The following is a 21,701-nucleotide window of genomic DNA, read 5'->3' as shown; positions in this document are numbered from 1 at the left end:
CGTCGAACAGCAGTGCGTGAGGAGAACGCGAAGATGAGCAGCAAAACCGTCGTCGTCATCGGACACGGCATGGTCGGGCACCGATTCGTCCAGGGCCTGCGCGAGCGTGACGTCACCGACCAGTGGCACATCGTCGTCCTCGGCGAGGAACACGACGCCGCCTACGACCGGGTCGGGTTGTCGTCCTACGTCGGCGCCTGGGATCGATCGTCACTGGCGCTGGCCGGCAACGACTACGCCGGCGACACCCACGTCGACCTGCGGCTTGGTGTGGGTGCCGCCTCGATCGACCGGGACGCGCACGTCGTCGCCGCCACCGACGGCGCCCGGGTCGCCTACGACGCGGTGGTGCTGGCCACCGGGTCGTACCCGTTCGTCCCGCCGGTCGACGGACACGACGGCGACCGCTGCTTCGTCTATCGGACCCTGTCGGACCTCGACGCCATCCGGACCACTGCCGACCGCGCGGGTGCCGGTGCCGTCGGCGTCGTCGTCGGCGGTGGGCTGCTGGGCCTCGAGGCCGCCAACGCCCTGAAGCTCATGGGACTCACCCCACATGTCGTCGAGTTCGCGCCGCGGCTGATGCCGCTGCAGGTCGACGAGGGCGGTGGAGCCCTGCTCGCGGGCCTCGTCACCGACCTCGGTCTCACCGTGCACACCGGCGTCGCGACCACCTCGATCGCCGAACGCACCGACGCACCCGACGCCGAGGCGCTGCGTGTCACGCTCAGCGACGACTCGCACATCGACGCCGCTCTCGTCGTGTTCTCCGCCGGCGTCCGTCCGCGCGACGAGATCGCCCGCGAGATCGGACTCCCCGTCGCCGAGCGCGGCGGGGTGCTGGTCGACAGTGGTTGCCGCACCGAGGATCCGGAGATCTTCGCGATCGGCGAGGTCGCCGCAATCGAGGGGCGCTGCTACGGGCTCGTGGCGCCGGGATACAGCACCGCCGAGGTCGTCGTCGATCAACTGCTCGGGGGATCGACGACCTTCAGCGGTGCGGACATGTCCACCAAGCTGAAGTTGCTCGGCGTCGACGTGGCCAGTTTCGGTGACGCGATGGCCGCCACCGAGGGGGCACTCGAGGTGGTGTTCAGCGATCCCGTCGCCGGCACCTACGCCAAGGTCGTGGTCTCCGACGACGCCCGCACCCTTCTCGGCGGCATCCTCGTCGGTGACGCCGACGCCTACGCGATGCTCAAACCGATGGTGGGTTCGGCGATCCCGGGCGACCCGTCCGATCTCATCGCACCCTCGGGTGGACCCGCGATCGGTCTCGGCGCGTTGCCCGACGCCGCCGAGATCTGTTCGTGCAACGCGGTGTCGAAGGGCACGATCTGCTCGGCGATCGCCGACGGTGCCTGCGACGTCCCCGCCGTGAAGGCGCAGACCTGCGCGGGCACCACCTGCGGAGGGTGTCTGCCGAGCATCAAGAAGCTCCTCGCCGAATCCGGTGTGGTGCTGAGCAAGTCGCTGTGCGAGCACTTCGCCCAGTCCCGCTCGGAACTGTTCGAGATCGTCTCCGCGACCGGTATCCGCACGTTCTCCGGGCTCATCGCGCAATACGGCACCGGGACCGGATGCGACATCTGCAAACCCACGGTGGCGTCGATCCTCGCGTCGACCTCCAGCGACCACATCCTCGACGGCGAGCAGGCCGCCCTGCAGGACACCAACGACCACTTCCTGGCCAACCTGCAGCGCAACGGCTCGTACTCGGTGGTGCCGCGCATGCCCGGCGGCGAGGTGACCGCCGATCAGTTGATCGTGATCGGGCAGGTGGCCAAGGACTTCGAGCTCTACACCAAGATCACCGGGGGCCAGCGCATCGACATGTTCGGCGCACGTGTGGAGCAGCTGCCCGAGATCTGGCGTCGGCTCGTCGAGGCCGGGATGGAGTCGGGACAGGCCTACGGCAAGAGCCTGCGCACGGTGAAGAGCTGTGTCGGCAGCACGTGGTGCCGGTACGGGGTCCAGGACTCGGTGGGCATGGCCGTCGATCTCGAGAAGCGCTACCGCGGGCTCCGATCGCCGCACAAGATCAAGTTCGGGGTGTCGGGTTGTGCCCGCGAGTGCGCGGAGGCCCGCGGCAAGGATGTCGGAGTGATCGCCACCGAGTCGGGCTGGAACCTCTACGTCGCCGGCAACGGGGGACAGAGTCCGGTGCACGCGCAGTTGCTGGCGTCCGGGCTCGACGACGCCACGTTGGTCGCCTACATCGACCGCTACCTCATGTTCTACATCCGCACCGCCGACCGACTGCAGCGCACCGCACCGTGGCTCGAGTCGCTCGAGGGCGGTCTCGACCACCTGCGTGAGGTGGTGGTCGAGGACAGCCTCGGTATCTGCGAGCAGCTCGAGGCCGCGATGGAGGCACACGTCAGCGGCTACCGCGACGAGTGGTCGGCAGTGCTCTCCGACTCCGAGAAACTCAAGCGGTTCGTGTCGTTCGTCAACGCGCCCGCCGAGGCCGATCCGACCATCGATTTCGACTCCTCGACCGGTCGCAAGGTGCCGGTACTGCTCGGTTCGCCGACCATGCCGGCGCGGAGCTGAGTGGTGATCGGCACCCTGGCATCCCCGTGAGCTGCGGGTTTACCGGCGACCGACACCGCCGAAACACGACATTCACATGACCTGACCACACTGGTAACCGGCCATCCGACAGTCGAGCAGGAGCGTCCCCATGACCGTCATCGACCATCAGAGCCCCGACATCGCCACCCACACCTGGACTCGTGCGTGCGCGCTGACCGACCTCGTCCCCGGCCGAGGTGTGGCAGTGCTGCTGCCCGATGCCACGCAGGTGGCCCTGTTCCGCATGCCCGACGACGAGCTGTACGCCGTGGGCAACATCGACCCGTACGGACGCGCCGCGGTCATGAGCCGGGGTCTCGTCGGTGATCGTGCCGGTGAGCCCACCATCGCCAGCCCGCTGCTCAAGCAGGTGTTCTCACTGCGCACAGGTCTGTGCCTGGACGACGAGGGTGTCGGGCTCGGCACCCACGCGGTCCGCGTGGTCGACGGCGTCGTCGACGTGTGTTCGTGTTGACCTCCGGCCCCGACGTGACCGCAGACCCCGACCCGTCGACACCGGGCCCCTCGACTCCGGCCGCGTCGGCGACCACCGTCGCCGAGCGTCCACTGGCCGGGTTCACCATCGGGATCACCGCGGCGCGTCGTGCCGACGAGTTCGAGGCTCTGCTCGTACGTCGGGGCGCCGAGGTGATGCACGCGCCGGCGATCCGCATCATCCCGCTCGCCGACGACGCCGAACTGCAACGCGTCACCGCCGAGATCGTCGCCGACCCGCCCGATGTCGTGATCGCGACCACCGGTATCGGCTTCCGCGGATGGATGGAGGCCGCCGACGGCTGGGGCATCGCCGAGGACCTCGTCGAGTCGCTGACGAGATCCACCGTGCTGGCGCGCGGCCCGAAGGCCAAGGGGTCGATCCGCGCCGCCGGGTTACGTGAGGAGTGGTCGCCGCCGAACGAGTCGTCGAGCGAGGTGCTCGATCACCTGCTCGCCGGCGACGTGGAGGGCAAGCGGATCGGCGTGCAGCTGCACGGCGCCACCACCGAATGGGAGCCGCTGCCCGACCTCTGCGAGGTGTTGCGCGAGGCCGGCGCCGTCGTGGTGCCGATCCCCGTCTACCGCTGGACCCCGCCCGCCGACACCGGGCCCATGGACCAGATGATCGCCGCCGCCATCGGCTGCGGCATCGACGCCATCACCTTCACCAGCGCGCCTGCGGTCGCCTCGATGCTGGGACGTGCCCACGACACCGGGCTCCTCGAACCGCTGCTGCACGCCCTGCGCACGTCCGTGGTGCCGATGTGCGTGGGTGCGGTCACCGCGGGACCGCTGCACGCCCTGCAGGTCCCGACGGTGCAGCCCAACCGTTTCCGTCTCGGCGCCCTCGCCCGTCTGATCGCCGACGAGCTCCCGCGCCGCGCGACGGTGCTACGCGTCGCGGGCCACGACGTCACCATCCTGAGCCGCAGCGTCGTCGTCGACGGCGAGGTCCGCACCCTGACCGCCGCCGGACTCGCACTGCTGAAGGGGTTGTCGCGCACGCCCGGTCGGGTGGTGTCGCGGCAGGCGCTGCTGGCCGAACTGCCCGGTGGGGGTGACGACACCCATGCCGTCGAGACCGCGATGGCCCGACTGCGCACCGCGCTCGGTGACCCGAAGATGGTGCAGACGGTGGTGAAACGCGGCTATCGGCTGTCGGTCGATCTCGAGGACGAGGACGTCCGGTGACCGATCCCGTTCTCCCACAACATCTGCCGGCCGGTGTGACGCCGATCGTCGTCGCCCACGGCACGCGGTCGCCGGTGGGTGTGGCCACCGTGGCGGCCATCGCCGACCTGGTGGCGCAGCGCATCGGCCCCACCCGCGTCGCGTTCGTCGACGTCCTCGGACCGAGCCCCACCGACGTCCTGCGTGATCTCGACGGGCCCGCGGTCGTGGTCCCGGCGTTCCTCGCGTCGGGGTACCACGTGCGCGTCGACCTCCCCGAACACATTCGTGACGTGGGACGGGAGAACGTCGCCGTCGCACCGGCTCTGGGTCCCGATCCCGTGATCGCCGGCGTGCTGCTCGCCCGGTTGCGCGAGGCGGGGTGGCGACCCCGCGACGCCGTCGTGCTCGCGGCCGCGGGATCGTCGGACCCCGACGCCTGTGCCGACGTGCGACGCGCGGCAGACATGCTCGCCGACCTCACCGGTGGCCGCGTCGATGTCGGGTACGTCACGACCGCGTCGCCCTCGGTGCCCGAGGCGGTCGCCGCCGCACGGGGTCGCGGTGCGCGCCGGGTGGTCATCGCGTCGTATCTGTTGGCGCCCGGCCTGTTCCACACCCGGCTCGCCGGCTACGGCGCCGACGGGGTGGCCGAACCCCTCGGCGCCGATCCCGCGATCGCCGACCTGGTGGTGGCCCGCCTCGTCGCGGCGGCCCTCCCCGCAGCCGTGCACTGAACCCCGCGTCGACTGGGCAGGTGACGACGCCGACTGGAGCACGTGCACGATCGACGGATCGGGTCAGGATGCGGTGCGGGCGACGATGTCGCGGACGAGTCGTGCGGTGAGTTCCGGGCGCGACAGCGGGACCATGTGGTCGCAGTCCTCATGGGTCACGGTGAGGTCGTCGCCCAGCGCGACGTGCATCGCGTCGAGGAATTCGGGCCGGACATACGGCGGTTGCACGCGGTCGGCGATCACCAGATGAGTGGGAACGGCGACCGCCGGCACCACGAACGGCCGCGCCAGTTCGCTCCACGTCGCCGCCACCGCCGAGGGATGCACCCGCCAGGTGACACGGCCCTGGCCGTCGGTGGTGAGGTGCTCGGCGATCTCCGTGGTCAACAGGGCGTCGGGGACCTCCCACCAGGCCTCGGCGCGCTTGCGGTCCCACGCGTCCTGGGCGTCGCGCAGGTACCAGCTGTCGAGACTCGCCGCGGCGACCTCCGACATGCGTTCGCCGTCGAGACCGATCGCGGGATCGAGGAGCACGAGTCCCCGCACCCGTTCGGGTGCGGTCCGGGCGAGGTGGACCGCGAGTGCTCCGCCGAAGGAGTGTCCGACGACGACGACCGGTCCGCCGGTCTCGTCGTCGAGTACCTCGATCAGCGCGCCCACCTGTCGTTCGATGGTCCACGGCGCCGCCCACGACGCGTGCCCGTGCCCCAGGAGGTCGGGCGCCACGATCCGCAGTTCGGGGAGATGTCCGGTCGCCAGGTCGCGCCACCGCCGACCGTGTCCGGTGATGCCGTGCACGGCCAGAACGGTGTCCCCGTCGGCCGGACCGAAGATCGTGACCGCCATCTCGCTCATACCCGCGATCTTGCCCGAGATGTTCACCCCCTGTTCGCCGCGTCCTGTCTCCGCGCGCCCGTTCTCACGGTCGGGTCGCGCCGGGCGCTGTCGGGGTCGGATGATCTGATCGACCCGACACACGCATGGGTGGCGACGAACCAGGGGAGGCGAGCGGCATGGCCGAGCAGGCGACGCGGGCTCGACAGCGGACCGAGGTCCGTGCGTCGCTCGTCGCCGCACCGCCGATGCCGACGGTCGTCCACGAATGGGAACCCGCCGCGGCCGCTCTGGTGGCCGGACCGCGCTCCGAGCATCACGCCGGTACCGACCGCGGCGACGCCTGGCAGCCGGTACGGGTCACCGGTGGCCCGGGCACGGGGAAGTCGTCGTTGCTGGTCGACATCGCCGTCGCCCGTCTCACCGACCCCGGCGTCGATCCCGAGTCGGTTCTCGTCATCGCCTCGGACCGCCGCGCCGCGGCGCGTCTGCGCGAGGAGATCAGCGGGCGGGTGCTGCGCGCATCCGACACAGACGGCAGCGGGCTGCGGCGATCCACGCGGGAACCGTTGGTGCGCACCGTGCACTCGTACGCGTTCGCCGTCCTGCGGTTGCAGGCCTCGGCGCAGGGCAACCCGCCGCCGCGCCTGATCACCGGGTCCGAACAGGACGCCGTGCTCCGCGAACTGCTGGCCGGCGACATCGCCGACGGCGCCCGCAACTGGCCCGCGCGACTGCGCCCGGCCCTGGGCACCGACGGCTTCGCGCAGGCGCTGCGCGACCTCATGATGCGCGCGGCCGAACGCGGGGTGGGGCCCGAACAGCTCATCGCACTCGGACGGGAACACGGTCGCGACGAGTGGGTGTCGGCCGGCATCGCCTATCGGCAGTACGAGCAGACGACTCTGCTGCGCGGTGCGGTCGGCGTCGAGGCACCCCAGGCGTCGGCACCTGCAGTCGACGCCGCCGAACTCATCGGATCGGCACTCACCGCACTCTCGACCGACGACGTACTCCTCGAACGCGAACGGGCCCGGATCCGACACCTCCTGGTCGACGACGCCCAACACCTCGACCCGCACGCCGCGGCGCTCATCCGGCTCGTCGGCACCGGCACGGTCGAGACCGTCGTCGCGGGCGACGGTGACCAGTCCGTCTTCGGGTTCCGCGGCGCCAGTCCACGATTCCTCGACGAACTGGTGCCCGCCGGCGACGACCGCCGCGACATCGTGCTGCGGGTCAACCACCGCAGTGTCGACGAGATCGCCACGGCCGCAGCCGACATCGCCGCACGACTGCCGCGCACACGGTCGCCGCGGCCGACGGTCGGGGCCGGCGGCAGCGCCGGCGCGGTGAGCGTCACCGCGTACTCGTCGGCGGCGAAGGAGGCGACCGCGATCGCCGACACCCTGCGCCGAGCCCACCTCTTCGACGGTGTCGCGTGGTCGGACATGGCCGTCATCGTCCGATCGGTCCCGCGCGCGATCGCACCGTTGCGCCGCGCCCTGCGGTCGGCGGGTGTGCCCGTCGCGACGCCCGCGAACGAGATCCCGCTGCACCGGCAGCGAGCGGTCGCGGCGCTGCTGACGGTGATGCGCGGTGTCGACGACATCCTCACCGCCGACGATGCGTTGATGCTGTTGTCGGGGCCCGTCGGCGGGGCCGACCCGACCGCGCTGCGTCGGCTCCGCCGCGGTCTGCGACGGGTGGACGCCGCGATCACCGACGCGACCGGCGTCACCGAGGGGGCATCGGACGATCCGGCGGCACAACGCGATTCGCTCGACATCGTCGTCGACCTCGTGTCGCGGCCCCTGTCCGAGACCGCCGCGCACACCGATGCGCTGACCACCACCGAGCGCGCGCCGCTCACCCGCGTGCTCGAGGCGCTGGCGGCGGCGCGCACCGAACGTGCACGCGGCGGTGGCGTCGAGGACGTGTTGTGGGCGGCGTGGCAGTCGACCGGCGCCGCCCGACGCTGGGCGGCGACGGCCCTGCGGGGCGGCCCCGCCGCCGATCAGGCCGACCGTGACCTCGACGCGGTCGTCGCGCTGTTCGACGTCGCGGCGAGCTTCACCGACAACCTGCCGGCCGCGACCGTCGGTGCCTTCGTCGATCACGTCGCGAAGCTGCAGATCCCCGGCGAGCAGTCGCGTCGTGCGGTGGTCGCCGAGGCCGTCACCATCGTCTCGGCGCACGCCGCGGCGGGCCGGGAGTGGGACGTCGTCGCGGTGGCCGGGGTCCTCGACGGACTGTGGCCCAGTCTGCGCAGCCGTGGCAGCATCCTCGCCACCCCGCAGCTCGTCGACCTGCTCGACGGTGTCGCGACCGAGGCACTCGACACCGTCTCCCGGACGGCGTCGGCCCTCGCCGAGGAGCGCCGCCTCTTCCTCGTGGCGTGTTCCCGGGCCCGTCGGCGACTGATGGTGTCGGCGGTCGACGACGGGAGCGGCGACTCCTCCCCGTCCCGCTTCGTCATCGAGATGGCCGCCGGTGCAGACGGTCTCGACCCCGACACCGCTGTGTCCGCCGACGGACTGCTCGAGGTCGCACCCGCGGTCCGGCGCGTCCTGTCGCTGCCGTCGTTGGTGGCCACCCTGCGCGCCCAGGTGTGCGCACCCGAGACGCCCGGCGCCGAGAACACCGACCAGAAGGCGCACGCCGCAGATCTCCTCGCCCGGCTGGCCGACGCCGGTGTCCCCGGAGCTCATCCGGTCGAGTGGTTCGGGTTGCCCGAGGCGAGCAGCGACATCGGGCTGTGGGACCCCGAGCGAGGACCGGTGACCCTGTCGCCGTCGTCGATCGAGGCGCTGCAACGGTGTTCGCTGCGCTGGATGCTCGAACGCAACGGAGGCCGCGACGGCGATTCGGCGCCGGCGGTGGCCGGGACGCTGGTGCACACCCTCGTCCAGGCGCTCGCCGGGCAGATCGATCCGACGCACGTCACCGAGGCCCTGCACCGCGTGTGGGACCAGGTCGACGTGGGCGCGCACTGGTTCTCGGCACACGAACTCGATCGCGTCGAAGGCATGTTGACCCACTTCGCCGACTGGCTCGCCCGCTCACGCGACGAGCTCGAGGAGGTCTCGGTCGAGGTCGATGTCGACGCGGTCGTCCCCGCCGACGACACCGGCGACGAACCCGCGGTACGACTGCGGGGCCGTATCGACCGGCTCGAACGCGACGGGCAGGGACGACCGGTGGTCGTCGACGTCAAGACGGGCAAGACCATCGTCAGCCGCGACGACGCGCACGTCCATCCGCAGCTCGCCGCGTATCAGCTCGCCCTGCATCTCGGGGGCGCCCCGGAGATCGGACCGGCCGATCCCGGCGGTGGTCGACTGGTCTACGTCAACAGCGCGTCGACGAAAACCGGTGCTACCGAACGGGTCCAGCCGCCGCTCACCGGCGACCAGATCCAGGAGTGGATCGGACTCGTCCGGTCGGCGGCGCGGGCGAGCGTCGGCCCGCGTTTCGTCGCGACGGTCAACAGCGGCTGCGTGCGGTGCCCGCTCACCGCGTCGTGCCCGGCGTCGATCGCGGGCAAGGCGGTGACCGATGACTGACGCGACGGTGTCACCGATCTCCCCACGCATCTCGGCCCGGTCGCTGTCGGCGGCACTGGGGTTGCCCGCTCCGACCGACGAGCAGGTGGCGGTCATCGAGGCTCCGATGGAACCGCTACTGGTGGTGGCCGGCGCGGGGGCGGGCAAGACCGAGACCATGGCCGCGCGGGTGGTGTGGCTGGTGGCCAACCGCATGGTGAGCCCCGACGAGATCATCGGGCTCACCTTCACCCGCAAGGCGGCCGCCGAACTCGCGGCGCGGATCCGTCGCCGTCTCGCGATGCTCGCCGCGTCGTCGGCGATGATCGGGTGGGACCCCGACGGTTCCATGCGCACGCTGCTGCGCAGCGCCGACCCCGAGGTCAGCACCTATCACGCCTACGCCGGTCGCCTCATCGCCGACTACGGACTGCTGCTGCCGGTCGAGCCGGCCGCGACGCTGCTGTCGGAGACCGAACTGTGGCAGCTCGCGTTCGGGGTCGTGACCGGCTGGTCCGACGACCTCGAGACCCCCAAGACGCCGCTGGGGGTCACCGAATCGGTGCTCAAGCTCTACTCCGACGCCGCCGAGCATCTCGTCGATCCGGGCGACATCGACGGCTTCGGCATGGATCTCCACCAACTCATCGACACGCTGCCGCCGGGTCCGCGCCAACGCGCCGATCCGTCGAAGGAGTTGCGCGCGATCCAGGAGGTGATCCTGGAACGACACCGCTTCGTCCCGCTCGTCGAACGCCTGGCGGCGACCATGCGTGAACAGAACGTCCTCGACTTCGGCAGTCAGATGTCGTTGGCCGCCAGATTGGTTCGCGATCATCCCGAGGTCGCGCACGCCGAACGCAGGGCCGTGCGCGCGGTGCTGCTCGACGAGTACCAGGACACCGGACACTCCCAGCGCGTGCTGCTCTCCACCCTCTTCGGACGGCCGTTGCAGGCCCCGCCCGACACGACCTCGCCCGACCAGGACCCGACGGTCACGCATGCGTCGTCGATCGCGGTCACCGCGGTCGGCGACCCGATCCAGTCGATCTACGGGTGGCGCGGCGCGTCGGCGGCGAATCTGCCGCGTTTCGCCGACGACTTCCCGGATTCGTCGGGGGCGCCTGCACAGCAGATGGAGCTGCTGACGAGTTGGCGTAACCCACGAACGGCACTCGAGCTGGCCAATCGGATCTCCGAAGACCTGCGCGCGGTCGGGATCCCGGTCAGCGTGCTGCGGCCCCGCGACGACGCCCCCGACGGTGCGGTCGACGTGGCGGTGCACCCGACCGTGGTCGACGAGCGCACGTGGTTGGCCGACGAGATCTCTGCCGAGTACACCCGCGCCGAGGAGGCCGGTGTGTCCCCGCCGACGACGGCGATCCTGGTGCGCCGCAACGAGGACTCGGCCCCTCTGGCCGCGGAGTTGGAGAGCCGTGGCATCCCGGTGGAGGTCGTCGGCATCGGCGGGTTGCTCTTCGTGCCCGAGATCTCCGACGTCGTCGCGATGTTGCGGCTGATGGCCGACCCCATGGCGGGCACGGCGGCGATGCGATTGCTGACCGGGGCGCGGTGGCGGTTGGGGGCCGCCGACCTCGCGGCGCTGTGGCGTCGTGCGCGACACCTCGCCGCGGTCGAGTTCGCCGCGGTCACGGGCGTGGTCGCCGATCTCGCCGCGCTCGACGACGCGTTGGATTCGGCCTTGCCGACCGACGCGGTCGATCAGGCCGGCCTGGGCGACGCCATCGCCGACCCGGGTGACAAGGCCCAGTACAGCGCGGAGGGCCACCGCAGGATCGTCGAGTTCGCCGCCATGCTCGACGGGCTGCGGCGGCGTATCGGCCAGTCTCTTCCCGATGTCGTGGCCGATGTCGAGGCGACGCTCGGTGTCGGGATCGAGACCCAGATCCGGGCGCGTCGGATGCGCGGGACCATCACCGGGCGTGAGCATCTCGATGCCTTCGCCGAGCACGTGTCGGCCTACGCCGAACGGTCGTCCGCGACGCTGCCCGGCCTGCTCGCGTTCCTCGAATCCGCCGCGGCCATCGAGAAGGGACTCGAACCCGGCGCGGTCGAGATCGCCGAGGACCGGGTGCAGATCCTCACCGTGCACGCGGCGAAAGGCCTCGAGTGGGAGGTGATCGCCGTGCCGCACCTGTGCACCGACATCTTCCCGGGCGGGCGGTCGGACGGCACGTGGATCGGCAGTGCGCGAGAGCTGCCGGCGGCGCTGCGCGGCGACCTCGCCGATGCCTCCGGCGTGGGGTTCCCCCGCTTCGACACCTCCGCGGTCACCGATCGCAAGGAACTCGAGACGGTCATCGCCGACCACAAACAGGCCCTGCGCGACCGCAAACTCGAAGAGGATCGTCGGCTGCTGTACGTCGCGCTGACCAGAACCCAACGGCGGCTGCTCATCTCGGGTCACCACTGGACGGCCAAGCACGACAAACCGAAGGGCCCCTCGGTGTTCCTCACCGAGATCGGAGAGATCGTCACCGAACTCGCCGCCGGACCTGGCGCGATGGCCGGGATGCATCTCGTCGAGTGGGCACCCGACCCCGCCGACGGTGCGGAGAACCCGCTCTCGGCACATGCGATGACCGCGTCGTGGCCGCCCGATCCGCTCGGTGACCGGCGTGCGCAGGTGCGCAGGGGAGCCGACCTCGTCCTCGAGGCGTTGCACGATCGCGGTCAGCCGACGCTGTTCGACGGCGGCCTCGAACCGGTCGGGTCGGCCCGGGGTGACGAGCCGGCCGATTGTGATCGGTCCACATCGGGATCCGACGCCGACGAGTTCGACGCCGACGTGTTGCGCCGCGAGGTCGATGCGCTGCTGGCCGAGCGCGCGGCGGCGAACTCGATCGATCTCGAGGTGGTGCTCCCGCATCACCTCTCGGTGAGCGATCTCGTCGAACTCGACCGTGACGAGGCGGCGTTCGCCCGCAGGCTGCGGCGACCGATGCCCTTCAAACCCAACCGTCTGGCCCGTCGCGGCACCGCGTTCCACGCGTGGGTGGAGCGCCGCTACGGAGCTACACGTCTGCTCGACATGGACGAGCTGCCCGGCGCCGCCGACGAGACCTCCGACACCGACGCCGATCTCGCGACCCTACGCGACGCGTTCCTCGCCTCGGGTTGGGCGGCGCGCAACCCCGTCGAGGTCGAGGTCCCGTTCGAGACGGTCATCGGCGACACCGTGATCCGCGGACGGATCGACGCCGTGTTCGCCGAACCCGACGGCGGCGCCGTGGTCGTCGACTGGAAGACCGGTGCGCAACCCGATGCGGCACAGGCGACATCGGTGCAGATCCAGCTCGCCGCCTACCGCATCGCGTGGGCCGAGCTGAGCGGCATTCCGATCGAACGGGTGCGAGCGGCGTTCCACTACGTCCGCTCGGGTGTCACCGTCGAACCCGACGACCTCCCCGACCGCCGGCGGCTCGCGCAGATGATCGACGGTGGTGACCGGCGACGGGACGTCATGCGGTGAAGGCGCCGGCCGCCACCGCGGCGAGGACGACAGCGACGGCGCGGTCGGCATCAGCGCCGTCCGGCGGCGTCGGTGTCGTCAGGAATCGGTAGTAGAGCGGCGCCGACACGGCGCGGATGACCTCGTGGGCGTCGGTGCCGGCCGGGGCCTCGCCGCGCATGATCGCGTCGTCGACGCACGGTGCCCACTCGGTGACCCGCACCGCGTAGAACGTGGCGAGCGACTCGGCGGTGGTCGGATCCGTGGCGGCGGCGGCGAACATGGCCCGGAACAGTCGGCCCTGTCGGGCGTCCCCCAGGGTGTCGACGACCAGTGCGGCGTTGGCGGTGAGGTCACCTCGCAGTGATCCGGTGTCGGCGCGCGGACGGGAGGACGCTGCCATCTCCACGAGGAGGTCCGACACCAGCGCAGACGCCGATCCCCACCGCCGGTAGAGGGTCGTCTTGCCGACCCCGGCGCGCTCGGCCACGACGGGGAGCTCGAGGGCGTCGAAGCCGCGGTCGGCCACCATGTCGCCGACCGTGCGGAGGACGGACTCGCGCACCTGCGCGGTGCGCCCGCCGGGCCGAACGGTTCCTGGGTCGGTCACGCCCCGATCTTAACGGGTTCACAGTTCTCTTAGGCGTGTTATCGTCGATCCAGATAATGGAACTACAGACCCGTTAAGGAGAAATTATGGAGTACCGACGTGTGGGCGATTCGGGTTTGGTGGTCTCCGAACTGGCCTTCGGGACAGCCACGTTCGGGGGAGTGGGCGAGTTCTTCGGCGCATGGGGTGCCACCGACGTCACCGAGGCCCGACGCCTCATCGACATCTGTCGCGACGCCGGGGTCACCCTCCTCGACACCGCCGACGTGTATTCGCAGGGCCGATCCGAAGAGGTGCTGGGTGCGGCGATCCGCGGTCGGCGCGACGACTTCGTGCTGTCCACGAAGGCGGCGCTGCCGATGTCGGATCGTCCGGACGACGTCGGAGTGTCGAGATCGCGACTGCTCCGCGTCGTCGACGACGCACTCCGGCGCCTCGGGACCGATCACATCGACCTGTTCTCGCTCCACGGGTTCGACGCCTCCACGCCGGTCGACGAGGTCCTCGCGACGTTGGACTCGCTCGTCGCCGCGGGCAAGATCCGCTACACCGGGGTGTCCAACTTCTCGGGGTGGCAGGTGATGCAGTCGCTGGCCCACGCAGATCGCGACCGCCGGCCGCGACACATCGCCCACCAGGTCTACTACTCGCTGGTGGGTCGGGACTACGAATGGGAACTGATGCCGCTGGGTGCGGCCGAGGGCGTCGGCGCCATCGTGTGGAGTCCGCTGGGCTGGGGGCGCCTCACGGGAAAAATCACAGCGGGACAACCGATCCCGCCCGGGAGTCGACTGCACACCACCGCCGACGCCGGACCTCCCGTCGACGACGACCTGCTGCACGAGGTCATCGACACCCTCACCGACATCGCGGCCGAGACGGGCCGAACCGTCCCGCAGATCGCCCTGAACTGGCTGCTGCGGCGCCCGACGGTCTCGAGCGTCATCGTCGGTGCCCGCACCGAGGCGCAACTCCTGGACAATCTGGGCGCGGTCGGATGGGAACTCGACGCCGAACAGATCCGTCGGCTCGACCACGTCAGTGCCGTCGAGGCGCCGTATCCGTACTTTCCGTACCGACGGCAGGAGGGCTTCGCGCGGCTGTCGCCGCCGATGGTGTGAGAGCGGTTGTCCGCGAACCGACTCAGGGGGTCGCGCGGTAGATCTTCAGCGCGCGGGTGATCATCGGCACCTGTAGGGGCAGGCGGGCGATCGCGCCGTAGCGCAGCAAGGGCTTCTTCCACATGACGCGCACCGAGTTGATGTTGGCCGGGAACACCGCGACGTAGAGGGCCACCGCGGCGAGCGCTGCCCGCTTGCGGGTGCGGGGGACCAGCAGCCCGACCCCGATCGCGGCCTCGGCGACACCCGAGGCGTAGGTCAGTGTGCGCGGGTTACCGGGGATCTCCTGCGGGACGATCGAATCGAAGGGACCCGGGACCACGAAGTGCAGGGTCCCCATGCCGATCAGCGCGCTGCCCATCACGGTGGCGTCGCGGCGTACCGCGTCGCGGCGGTGGGGAAGTCTGTCGAGGAGTGTCGCCATGGCGACCACTGTCGCACAACGCCCGGCCGCGGTGGCCGATGACGCGTCCACAGACCATGTGGACACGAGCGGTCACGGTCCGCCCCGCCGCGATATATGGTCGCCGTGATGCCTGGTCCACTACGTCGCCGTCTGCGGTCCGACGACCTCACCGGTAAACCCGATCACGCTCTCGTCGGCGTGGTGCGCATCCCCGAGATGCAGCAGAGCCCGGTCCGGGCGATCAGTCGACGAGTCCTGTTCGCCCTCGGTGCCCTGTTCGCGGCGGTCTTCATCGTCTACCTCGACCGCGACGGCTACCGCGACGTCCAGGACAACGAGCTGTCGTTTCTCGACTGCCTCTACTACGCGACGGTGTCGTTGTCGACGACGGGCTACGGCGATATCACGCCGTTCGCCCCCGAGGCACGACTGATCAACGTGCTCGTCATCACCCCCCTGCGGGTGATGTTCCTGATCGTCTTGGTCGGCACGACCCTCGAGGTGCTCACCGAACGTTCGCGGCAGGCCCTGAAGATCCAGCGTTGGAGGAGCAAGGTGCGCAACCACACCGTCGTCGTCGGCTACGGCACGAAGGGCAAGACCGCGGTGAACGCGATGATCGGTGACGGCACCAAGCCGTCGGAGATCGTCGTCGTCGACTCGAATCAGACCGTCCTCGACTCCGCGGCGTCCAACGGACTCGTCACCGTGCGTGGCGACGCCACCCGCTCGGATGTGTTGCGGCTGGCCGGAGCCCAGCACGCCTCGGCCATCGTCATCGCCACCAACCGTGACGACACCGCCGTGCTGGCCACGCTCACCGCGCGCGAACTGGCGCCGCGCGCGAAGATCGTCGCCTCGATCCGGGAGGCCGAGAACACCCACCTCATCCGCCAGTCCGGTGCGAACTCGGTCGTGGTGTCGTCGGAGACCGCCGGCCGTCTTCTCGGTCTGGCCACCTCGACCCCCGCTGTCGTCGAGGTCATCGAGGATCTGCTGACCCCCGACGCGGGCTACGCCATCGCCGAACGCGACGTCGAGCACGATGAGCTCGGGGCCTCGCCGCAGCACCTCGTCGACATCGTCCTCGGTGTGGTGCGCTCGGGGCGGCTGCATCGCGTCGACGACAGCGAGGTCGACGCCATAGAGTCCGGCGACCGCCTGCTCTACGTCCGTAAAGGTCCTGCCTGACAGGCGGAGTCGATGACGTCGCGCACGACCATTCGGTGATCCACCCCCGGCGCGACGACACCCATCGCGCCGGTCGAGTGCACTATCGCCACTCCGTGGACGCCGCTCCACAGCATGGCCGCGCGACGCTCGGTGTCGTCGAAGCCCAACTCGTCGAGTTGCCGGCGTAGCCACGTGAACAGCGGTCGTGATGAGGTCCGGAGATCCTCGCCGCCGCCGACGAGCAGATCGTGTCGGAACATCAGGGCGAACATGGCAGGCCGACGGGCGGCGAAGTCGACGTAGGCGTAGGCCGCGGCATCGAGCGTCGCGCGGCCGTCGAGGTCTCGCCCCGACGTCTCGATCGCCGACGCGAGATCGGACAGCCCTGCGGCCGCGATCGCCGACAGCAGCGCGCGATGGGTCGGGAACCATCGCCGGGGCGCGCCGTGTGAGACCCCGGCGCGTCGAGCGATCTCGCGCAGGCCGATGTCGACCGACCCGCTCTCCTCCAGCAGTTCCACGCCCACCCGCACCAGGCGGTCCCGTGTCGACTTCACGTAGACAGTGTCCACCACCTTTGGTAGACACTGTCTATGCATGCTGCTCAGTGGTGGTGTCGGCACGTCCTCGTCGGGCCCGCGCTGCGGGTGTGGCATCGCCCCCGGGTGATCGGGGGCCAACACCTCCGGCGGCGGGGTGCGGTGATCCTCGCGGCCAATCACCTCGCCGCCTGCGACTCGTTCCACCTCGCCCTCGCCGCGCGCCGACCGGTGTTCTTCCTGGCGAAGAGCGACTACTTCGATCAGCCGGGGACGGGTGGCGCGCTACGCCGCAGATTCTTTCTGGCGGTCGGTCAGATCCGCGTCGACCGTTCCGGTGGATCGGGTTCGGCGCCGGCACTCGCCGCGGCGCAGGAGGTGCTCACCGCCGGCGAGGCCTGGGCGATCCATCCCGAGGGGACGCGGTCGCCCGACGGCCGGGTGCACCGCGGCCGGACCGGTGCCGTCCGTGTCGCCGCACTGACCGGCGCTCCGATCGTGCCCGTGGCGATCTCCGGCACCGTCGGTCGCAGGTGGGGACGACGGCGCGTGACGATCCGTGCGCTGCCCCCGATCCGGGTGGCGCCCACCGACGACGTGCGCGAGAAGACCGACGAGCTCATGCGGATGATCGCGACGTCCGTCGGGGTGCCGTACGTGGATCGGTATGCGCGTCCGCGCTCGGCCGCCGACGCCGCCGCGATCTCCGATCACTAAGCTCTCGGCGTGGCCACATTCGAGTTCGTCGAGTCCCCTCTGCTGTCCCGATCGACGATCGACAGGGCCGACGAGATCCGGCACGACACCGAGTTGTTGGCCGGTGCGTGGCCGCAGGCGAAGGTTCTGGAGATCGACCCCGATGGCCGCTACGGCGTGGGGGAGAACGGACTGCGCTGGCGTCCCGCGCTCGATGTCGCCCCCGAGATCCCCGCAACCGCCGTCCTGTTGGGCATCGACGACGGCGTGTACCTATGGACGATCAGGGTCCCCTCCGTCGAGGGGCGCGCCGCCGACGCACGGCGCAGCGCGGGCAGGCTCAGCGGTGACGAAGCGGGCCTGGTCAGCACCGCGTTGGGGATGCTGAACTGGCATGACGCCGCGGCCTTCTCGCCGGTCGACGGCAATCCCACCGAGCCGGTCAAGGCCGGCTGGACCCGACGCAACACCGTCACCGGCCGCGAGGAGTTCCCCCGTACCGACGCCGCCATCATCACCGTCGTCCACGACGGCGCCGACCACGTCCTGCTGGGCCGGCAGTCGGGGTGGCCCGAGAAGTGGTTCTCCACCTTCGCGGGCTTCGTCGAGCCGGGTGAGTCCCTCGAACAGTGCGTGGTCCGCGAACTGCACGAGGAGACCGGCCTCGACGTCTTCGAGCCGCGGTACCTCGGCAGCCAGCCCTGGCCGTTCCCGCGGTCGCTCATGCTCGGCTTCGAGGCCCGTGCCGACCGCGACCAGCCGCTGAACTTCCTCGACGGTGAGATCACCGAGGCCATCTGGTTCCCGCGCGAGGAGGTGTTGGCCGCGTTGGCCAGCGGGGACGAGTGGCTCCGCGGTCAGGGCGAACCGGGGCAGAGCGATGCCGACGCAGGACCTGATGCGCCGCGCCTGCGTCTACCCGGGTCGATCTCGATCGCCCGCCAGCTGGTCACCGCCTGGGCGCACGACAAGGACTGACCGACCCCGCGCGGGTCGGCCGGTGCGTCGCTCAGACGCCGAGCTTGGCCTTCACCTCGCGCACCGAGGGGTTGGTGGCGGTGGAGCCGTCGGCGAACTTCAGCGTCGGCACCACGTGGTTGCCGTTGTTGACGCTGCCGACGAACTCGGCGGCCGAGGGATCGGCCTCGATGTCGATCTCGGTCCATTCGATGCCCTCGCTGCGCAGGCCGGTCTTCAACCGGGCGCAGAAGCCGCACCACGAGGTCGTGTACATGGTCAGGGCGGAGTTCTCGCTGCTCATGGCCGGTCCAACGTCTCGGCACGGTGTCCTTGTTCCCGGTGGGCCGTCACCGGCTGTCGCACCTCGTTGCGATACTGGGAGCCATGAGCACGCTCGACGGCCTCGATCCCGAACAACAGGCCGCAGTCCTCGCACCGCGCGGACCGGTCTGCGTGCTGGCCGGCGCGGGGACCGGCAAGACCCGCACCATCACCCGTCGCATCGCCCACCTCGTGACCGAGGGACACGTACGCGGTGGTCAGGTCCTCGCGGTGACGTTCACCGCACGCGCAGCGGGGGAGATGCGCGGTCGTTTGCGGTCGCTGGGCCTGGCCGAATCGGGCAACACCGTGCAGGCGATGACCTTCCACGCCGCGGCGATGCGACAACTGCGCTATTTCTGGCCCCAGGCGATCGGCGACACCCGCTGGGAACTGCTCGACAACAAGTTCCCGGTGGTCTCCCGCGCCGCCCGTCGCGCGGGACTCGACACCTCCACCGAGACGCTGCGCGACCTGTCGTCGGAGATCGAGTGGGCCAAGGCCTCGCTCATCGGCTACGAGGAGTACGCCTCGGCGGTCGCGGCGCGCCGCCGCGAGACGCCGCAGGCCCCGGAGAAGGTGGCCGCCGTCTACGAGGCCTACGAGGAGGCGAAGATCTCCCACGACGGTGACCGCCTGCTCGACTTCGACGACCTGCTGTTGATGACGACGGCCATCCTGCGTGAGAACGACGGCGTCGCCGAGGAGTTCCGCGACCGCTACCGCTGTTTCGTCGTCGACGAGTACCAGGACGTCACCCCCGCGCAGCAGGGCTTGCTCGACGCGTGGCTCGGCGCCCGCGACGACCTCACCGTCGTCGGCGACGCGAACCAGACCATCTACACCTTCACCGGGGCCAGCCCGAAGTACCTCCTCGACTTCACCCGTCGGTTCCCCGACGCCGAGATGGTGCGCCTCGAACGCGATTACCGCTCCACCCCGCAGGTGGTCGGGCTGGCCAACCGTGCGATCGGCGCGGCGCGCGGTCGGGTGGCGGGCACGCGACTGGCCCTGGTCGGTCAGCGCCCACCGGGACCCGACCCCGAGTTCGCCGAGTACGACGATGAGCCGGCCGAGGCCGCCGGGGTCACGGCGCGGATCAAGAAACTTCTGGCGCAGGGGGTCCCGGCCGCGGAGATCGCCATCCTCTACCGCGTGAACGCGCAGTCGCAGGCCCATGAGGACGCGCTGACGGCGGCGGGGATCGCCTACCAGGTGCGCGGCGGCGAGGCGTTCTTCCAGCGGGCCGAGATCCGACAGGCGATGCGGGCGATCTCCTCGGCCGCGGCCCGCGATGACCTGCCCGAGGACGCCGACCTGGTCACCCTGGTCCGTGCGGTGCTGGTGCCGTTGGGTCTCACCGACGCCGAGCCGACCGGCACCCAGGCGCGTCAGCGGTGGGAATCGTTGCGCGCGTTGGTGACCCTCGCCGAGGACCTCCGCACCGACGTACCCGACATCGACCTCGCCGGCCTGGCCACCGAGCTCGCCGCCCGCTCTCAGGCCCGGCAACCGCCCACCGTCCAGGGCGTGACGCTGTCGTCGTTGCACGCGGCGAAGGGCCTCGAGTGGGACGCGGTGTTCCTCGTCAACGTCACCGACGGCTCGCTGCCGATCAACCAGGCCATCAACGGCGCCGACGAGGACGTCGAGGAGGAACGACGCCTCTTCTATGTGGGGATCACCCGTGCGCGTGAGCACCTGCACATCTCCTGGGCGCTGTCGCGTGCCGAGGGAGGACGCAAGAGCCGCCGCCGATCCCGATTCCTGGTCGACCTCGTCCCCGACGACTCGCCGGCCTCACGGATCGCCGAACCCGTGCGCCAGCGCAAGCGTCCACAGTGCCGAGTGTGCGGCAAACAGTTGCTCGGCAAGACCGCGTCACTGCTCGGTCGATGCGAGAGCTGCCCGAGCAACCTCGACGAGGACCTGTTCATCGCGCTGAAGGAGTGGCGCAGCGAACAGGCCAAGGAACAGAAGGTGCCCGCGTTCGTGGTGTTCTCCGACAACACCCTCATCGCCATCGCCGAACAGCGCCCGGCCGATGTGGCGGCCCTCGTCGCCATCCCGGGCATCGGGGCGAAGAAGCTCGACCAGTACGGCGAGATGTTGCTCGGGTTGGTCGCCAGTACTGGTTGACCGGCGAAACCGCAGGTCAAAAAAAGGTTGTGCGATCGGCGAACGATCTTCTAGTCTTTCTCACATCAGTACGGGAGAGGTTGCATCAGCGATGTCGAGCGTAGAAGCGAACACACAGAAGGGAGTGGATCAGTGAACAACGCAATCGTCACCACCGCGGCATCGACCGCGTCGGCACAACCCTGCATCGCAGGCACGCGTCATCGTCACGTCTACTCCTGGGTGTCCGCGCCTCGCGCGGCGGCACACGCCGTCGCCGGCGCCCCGCGCTTCGCCCTGGCAGCAGGCAATCACGCAGCCCACGACGCACGAGCCGAGCGCCCCGCGATTCCCGTACCTCGACCACCTCTCACGAGCTGAGCACAGCTCGACCGAGAACACGAGGCCACGGCGAATCGCAGATGCGAACCCCGTGGCCTTTCTTGTGAACCGGTGAGAACACCCCACAAGTGACGCGCGGGTTGGCAATCCACATCCAACCGAACGACCACGTCACACACAGTGGAGGACACACCGATGACCGCGCCGACAACCCCGTCGACCGATCCGACCAGCACCTACCCGATCGGCGATCTCGCCGTGGCCCGCGCCGCGATCGTCACCGAGACCCGTCTGCCCTGCCGGGTGGCCGACCCCGATCTCTGGTTCGCCGAGAGCCCCAGCGATCTCGAGCAGGCGAAGGCCCTCTGCGCCGAGTGCCCGTTGCGGCGTGAGTGCCTCGACTCGGCGCTCGACCGGGGCGAGCCGTGGGGCGTATGGGGTGGCGAGATCTTCTCCGAAGGTGTCGTCATCGCCCGCAAGCGCCCGCGTGGGCGGCCACGCAAGCACCCGGTCGCCGCATGAGGGATCACAGAAGTGGGTGTCAGGCCGACAGGCAGAGAAATGTCTCAGGCCGACAGGCCG

The 21,701-nt window shown here is 70.4% G+C and carries 17 protein-coding genes; 12 read left to right on the top strand and 5 right to left on the bottom strand.

The window, feature by feature from the left end:
- Positions 1-33: 33 nt before the first annotated feature.
- The 4 genes from nirB (at position 34) to OG579_RS06740 (ending at position 4,982) form a co-directional block, all read left to right on the top strand.
- Complete coding sequence (nirB, locus tag OG579_RS06755) at positions 34-2,556, top strand: nitrite reductase large subunit NirB (protein ID WP_328858539.1); 2,523 nt, start codon at positions 34-36, stop codon at positions 2,554-2,556.
- A gap of 130 nt (positions 2,557-2,686) precedes the next feature.
- Positions 2,687-3,052 (top strand): nitrite reductase small subunit NirD, encoded by a 366-nt coding sequence (gene nirD / locus OG579_RS06750; protein ID WP_328858538.1) that lies wholly within the window; start codon positions 2,687-2,689, stop codon positions 3,050-3,052.
- The gene (locus OG579_RS06745) at positions 3,046-4,266 is read left to right on the top strand and encodes a uroporphyrinogen-III synthase (RefSeq protein WP_275041755.1); all 1,221 of its coding nucleotides are present in this window, start codon (positions 3,046-3,048) and stop codon (positions 4,264-4,266) included. The genes nirD and OG579_RS06745 overlap by 7 nt, the downstream gene beginning before the upstream one ends.
- Complete coding sequence (locus tag OG579_RS06740; RefSeq protein WP_045823569.1) at positions 4,263-4,982, top strand: sirohydrochlorin chelatase; 720 nt, start codon at positions 4,263-4,265, stop codon at positions 4,980-4,982. The genes OG579_RS06745 and OG579_RS06740 overlap by 4 nt, the downstream gene beginning before the upstream one ends.
- A gap of 63 nt (positions 4,983-5,045) precedes the next feature.
- Here the strand turns inward: OG579_RS06740 and OG579_RS06735 are convergent, their stop codons facing one another.
- Entirely contained in the window at positions 5,046-5,837 is a 792-nt protein-coding gene (locus tag OG579_RS06735; protein WP_328858537.1) for an alpha/beta fold hydrolase, read from the bottom strand.
- Between the two features lie 158 nt (positions 5,838-5,995).
- Here OG579_RS06735 and OG579_RS06730 point away from each other — a divergent pair, with 158 nt between their 5' ends.
- Together OG579_RS06730 and OG579_RS06725 are read left to right on the top strand one after the other, a co-directional pair.
- Entirely contained in the window at positions 5,996-9,382 is a 3,387-nt protein-coding gene (locus tag OG579_RS06730; protein WP_328858536.1) for an ATP-dependent helicase, read from the top strand.
- The gene (locus tag OG579_RS06725; protein WP_328858535.1) at positions 9,375-12,854 is read left to right on the top strand and encodes an ATP-dependent helicase; all 3,480 of its coding nucleotides are present in this window, start codon (positions 9,375-9,377) and stop codon (positions 12,852-12,854) included. The genes OG579_RS06730 and OG579_RS06725 overlap by 8 nt, the downstream gene beginning before the upstream one ends.
- On the opposite strand, the gene OG579_RS06720 is transcribed toward OG579_RS06725, so the two are convergent.
- Positions 12,844-13,365 (bottom strand): TetR/AcrR family transcriptional regulator, encoded by a 522-nt coding sequence (locus OG579_RS06720; RefSeq protein WP_408068806.1) that lies wholly within the window; start codon positions 13,363-13,365, stop codon positions 12,844-12,846. The two genes, OG579_RS06725 and OG579_RS06720, sit on opposite strands and share 11 nt — an antisense overlap.
- 164 nt (positions 13,366-13,529) lie before the next feature.
- Here OG579_RS06720 and OG579_RS06715 point away from each other — a divergent pair, with 164 nt between their 5' ends.
- Complete coding sequence (locus OG579_RS06715) at positions 13,530-14,564, top strand: aldo/keto reductase (protein ID WP_045823566.1); 1,035 nt, start codon at positions 13,530-13,532, stop codon at positions 14,562-14,564.
- A gap of 22 nt (positions 14,565-14,586) precedes the next feature.
- Here OG579_RS06715 and OG579_RS06710 read toward each other — a convergent pair whose 3' ends face one another.
- Positions 14,587-14,988 (bottom strand): DoxX family protein, encoded by a 402-nt coding sequence (locus OG579_RS06710; protein WP_045823601.1) that lies wholly within the window; start codon positions 14,986-14,988, stop codon positions 14,587-14,589.
- A gap of 108 nt (positions 14,989-15,096) precedes the next feature.
- Between OG579_RS06710 and OG579_RS06705 the strand changes: the two genes are divergently transcribed.
- Positions 15,097-16,161: a potassium channel family protein gene (locus OG579_RS06705; RefSeq protein ID WP_150116533.1), complete on the top strand. Its 1,065-nt coding sequence runs from the start codon at positions 15,097-15,099 to the stop codon at positions 16,159-16,161.
- Here the strand turns inward: OG579_RS06705 and OG579_RS06700 are convergent.
- On the bottom strand, positions 16,137-16,700 hold the full coding sequence (locus tag OG579_RS06700) for a TetR/AcrR family transcriptional regulator (protein WP_328858533.1): 564 nt from the start codon (positions 16,698-16,700) through the stop codon (positions 16,137-16,139). The genes OG579_RS06705 and OG579_RS06700 overlap by 25 nt on opposite strands.
- A gap of 36 nt (positions 16,701-16,736) precedes the next feature.
- Between OG579_RS06700 and OG579_RS06695 the strand changes: the two genes are divergently transcribed.
- Both OG579_RS06695 and nudC read left to right on the top strand, forming a co-directional pair.
- On the top strand, positions 16,737-17,399 hold the full coding sequence (locus tag OG579_RS06695; protein WP_045823563.1) for a lysophospholipid acyltransferase family protein: 663 nt from the start codon (positions 16,737-16,739) through the stop codon (positions 17,397-17,399).
- Between the two features lie 9 nt (positions 17,400-17,408).
- Complete coding sequence (gene nudC, locus OG579_RS06690) at positions 17,409-18,356, top strand: NAD(+) diphosphatase (protein WP_328858532.1); 948 nt, start codon at positions 17,409-17,411, stop codon at positions 18,354-18,356.
- Positions 18,357-18,387: 31 nt separating this feature from the next.
- Here nudC and OG579_RS06685 read toward each other — a convergent pair whose 3' ends face one another.
- Positions 18,388-18,639 (bottom strand): mycoredoxin, encoded by a 252-nt coding sequence (locus OG579_RS06685; protein ID WP_045823561.1) that lies wholly within the window; start codon positions 18,637-18,639, stop codon positions 18,388-18,390.
- Positions 18,640-18,722: 83 nt separating this feature from the next.
- Here OG579_RS06685 and OG579_RS06680 point away from each other — a divergent pair, with 83 nt between their 5' ends.
- Together OG579_RS06680 and OG579_RS06675 are read left to right on the top strand one after the other, a co-directional pair.
- Positions 18,723-20,798, top strand: coding sequence for an ATP-dependent DNA helicase UvrD2 (locus OG579_RS06680; protein WP_328858531.1), 2,076 nt, complete (start codon positions 18,723-18,725; stop codon positions 20,796-20,798).
- Positions 20,799-21,314: 516 nt separating this feature from the next.
- Complete coding sequence (locus tag OG579_RS06675; protein WP_082080300.1) at positions 21,315-21,641, top strand: WhiB family transcriptional regulator; 327 nt, start codon at positions 21,315-21,317, stop codon at positions 21,639-21,641.
- Positions 21,642-21,701 lie beyond the last annotated feature (60 nt).

Source organism: Williamsia herbipolensis, from assembly GCF_036153515.1.
Classification (GTDB): domain Bacteria; phylum Actinomycetota; class Actinomycetes; order Mycobacteriales; family Mycobacteriaceae; genus Williamsia_A; species Williamsia_A herbipolensis.
The sequence above is the reverse complement of the archived record's forward strand: the minus strand, read 5'-3'. Positions and strand labels throughout refer to the sequence as shown.

Excerpts from the sequence above, each read along its gene's own strand:
- OG579_RS06680 (WP_328858531.1), top strand. The coding sequence starts at position 18,723 with ATGAGCACGCTCGACGGCCTCGATCCCGAACAACAGGCCGCAGTCCTC.
- OG579_RS06735 (WP_328858537.1), bottom strand. The coding sequence starts at position 5,837 with ATGAGCGAGATGGCGGTCACGATCTTCGGTCCGGCCGACGGGGACACC.
- nirD (WP_328858538.1), top strand. The coding sequence starts at position 2,687 with ATGACCGTCATCGACCATCAGAGCCCCGACATCGCCACCCACACCTGG.
- OG579_RS06695 (WP_045823563.1), top strand. The coding sequence starts at position 16,737 with ATGCATGCTGCTCAGTGGTGGTGTCGGCACGTCCTCGTCGGGCCCGCG.
- OG579_RS06720 (WP_408068806.1), bottom strand. The coding sequence starts at position 13,365 with ATGGTGGCCGACCGCGGCTTCGACGCCCTCGAGCTCCCCGTCGTGGCC.
- OG579_RS06730 (WP_328858536.1), top strand. The coding sequence starts at position 5,996 with ATGGCCGAGCAGGCGACGCGGGCTCGACAGCGGACCGAGGTCCGTGCG.
- OG579_RS06715 (WP_045823566.1), top strand. The coding sequence starts at position 13,530 with ATGGAGTACCGACGTGTGGGCGATTCGGGTTTGGTGGTCTCCGAACTG.
- nirB (WP_328858539.1), top strand. The coding sequence starts at position 34 with ATGAGCAGCAAAACCGTCGTCGTCATCGGACACGGCATGGTCGGGCAC.
- OG579_RS06705 (WP_150116533.1), top strand. The coding sequence starts at position 15,097 with ATGCCTGGTCCACTACGTCGCCGTCTGCGGTCCGACGACCTCACCGGT.
- OG579_RS06675 (WP_082080300.1), top strand. The coding sequence starts at position 21,315 with ATGACCGCGCCGACAACCCCGTCGACCGATCCGACCAGCACCTACCCG.
- OG579_RS06685 (WP_045823561.1), bottom strand. The coding sequence starts at position 18,639 with ATGAGCAGCGAGAACTCCGCCCTGACCATGTACACGACCTCGTGGTGC.
- OG579_RS06710 (WP_045823601.1), bottom strand. The coding sequence starts at position 14,988 with ATGGCGACACTCCTCGACAGACTTCCCCACCGCCGCGACGCGGTACGC.
- OG579_RS06725 (WP_328858535.1), top strand. The coding sequence starts at position 9,375 with ATGACTGACGCGACGGTGTCACCGATCTCCCCACGCATCTCGGCCCGG.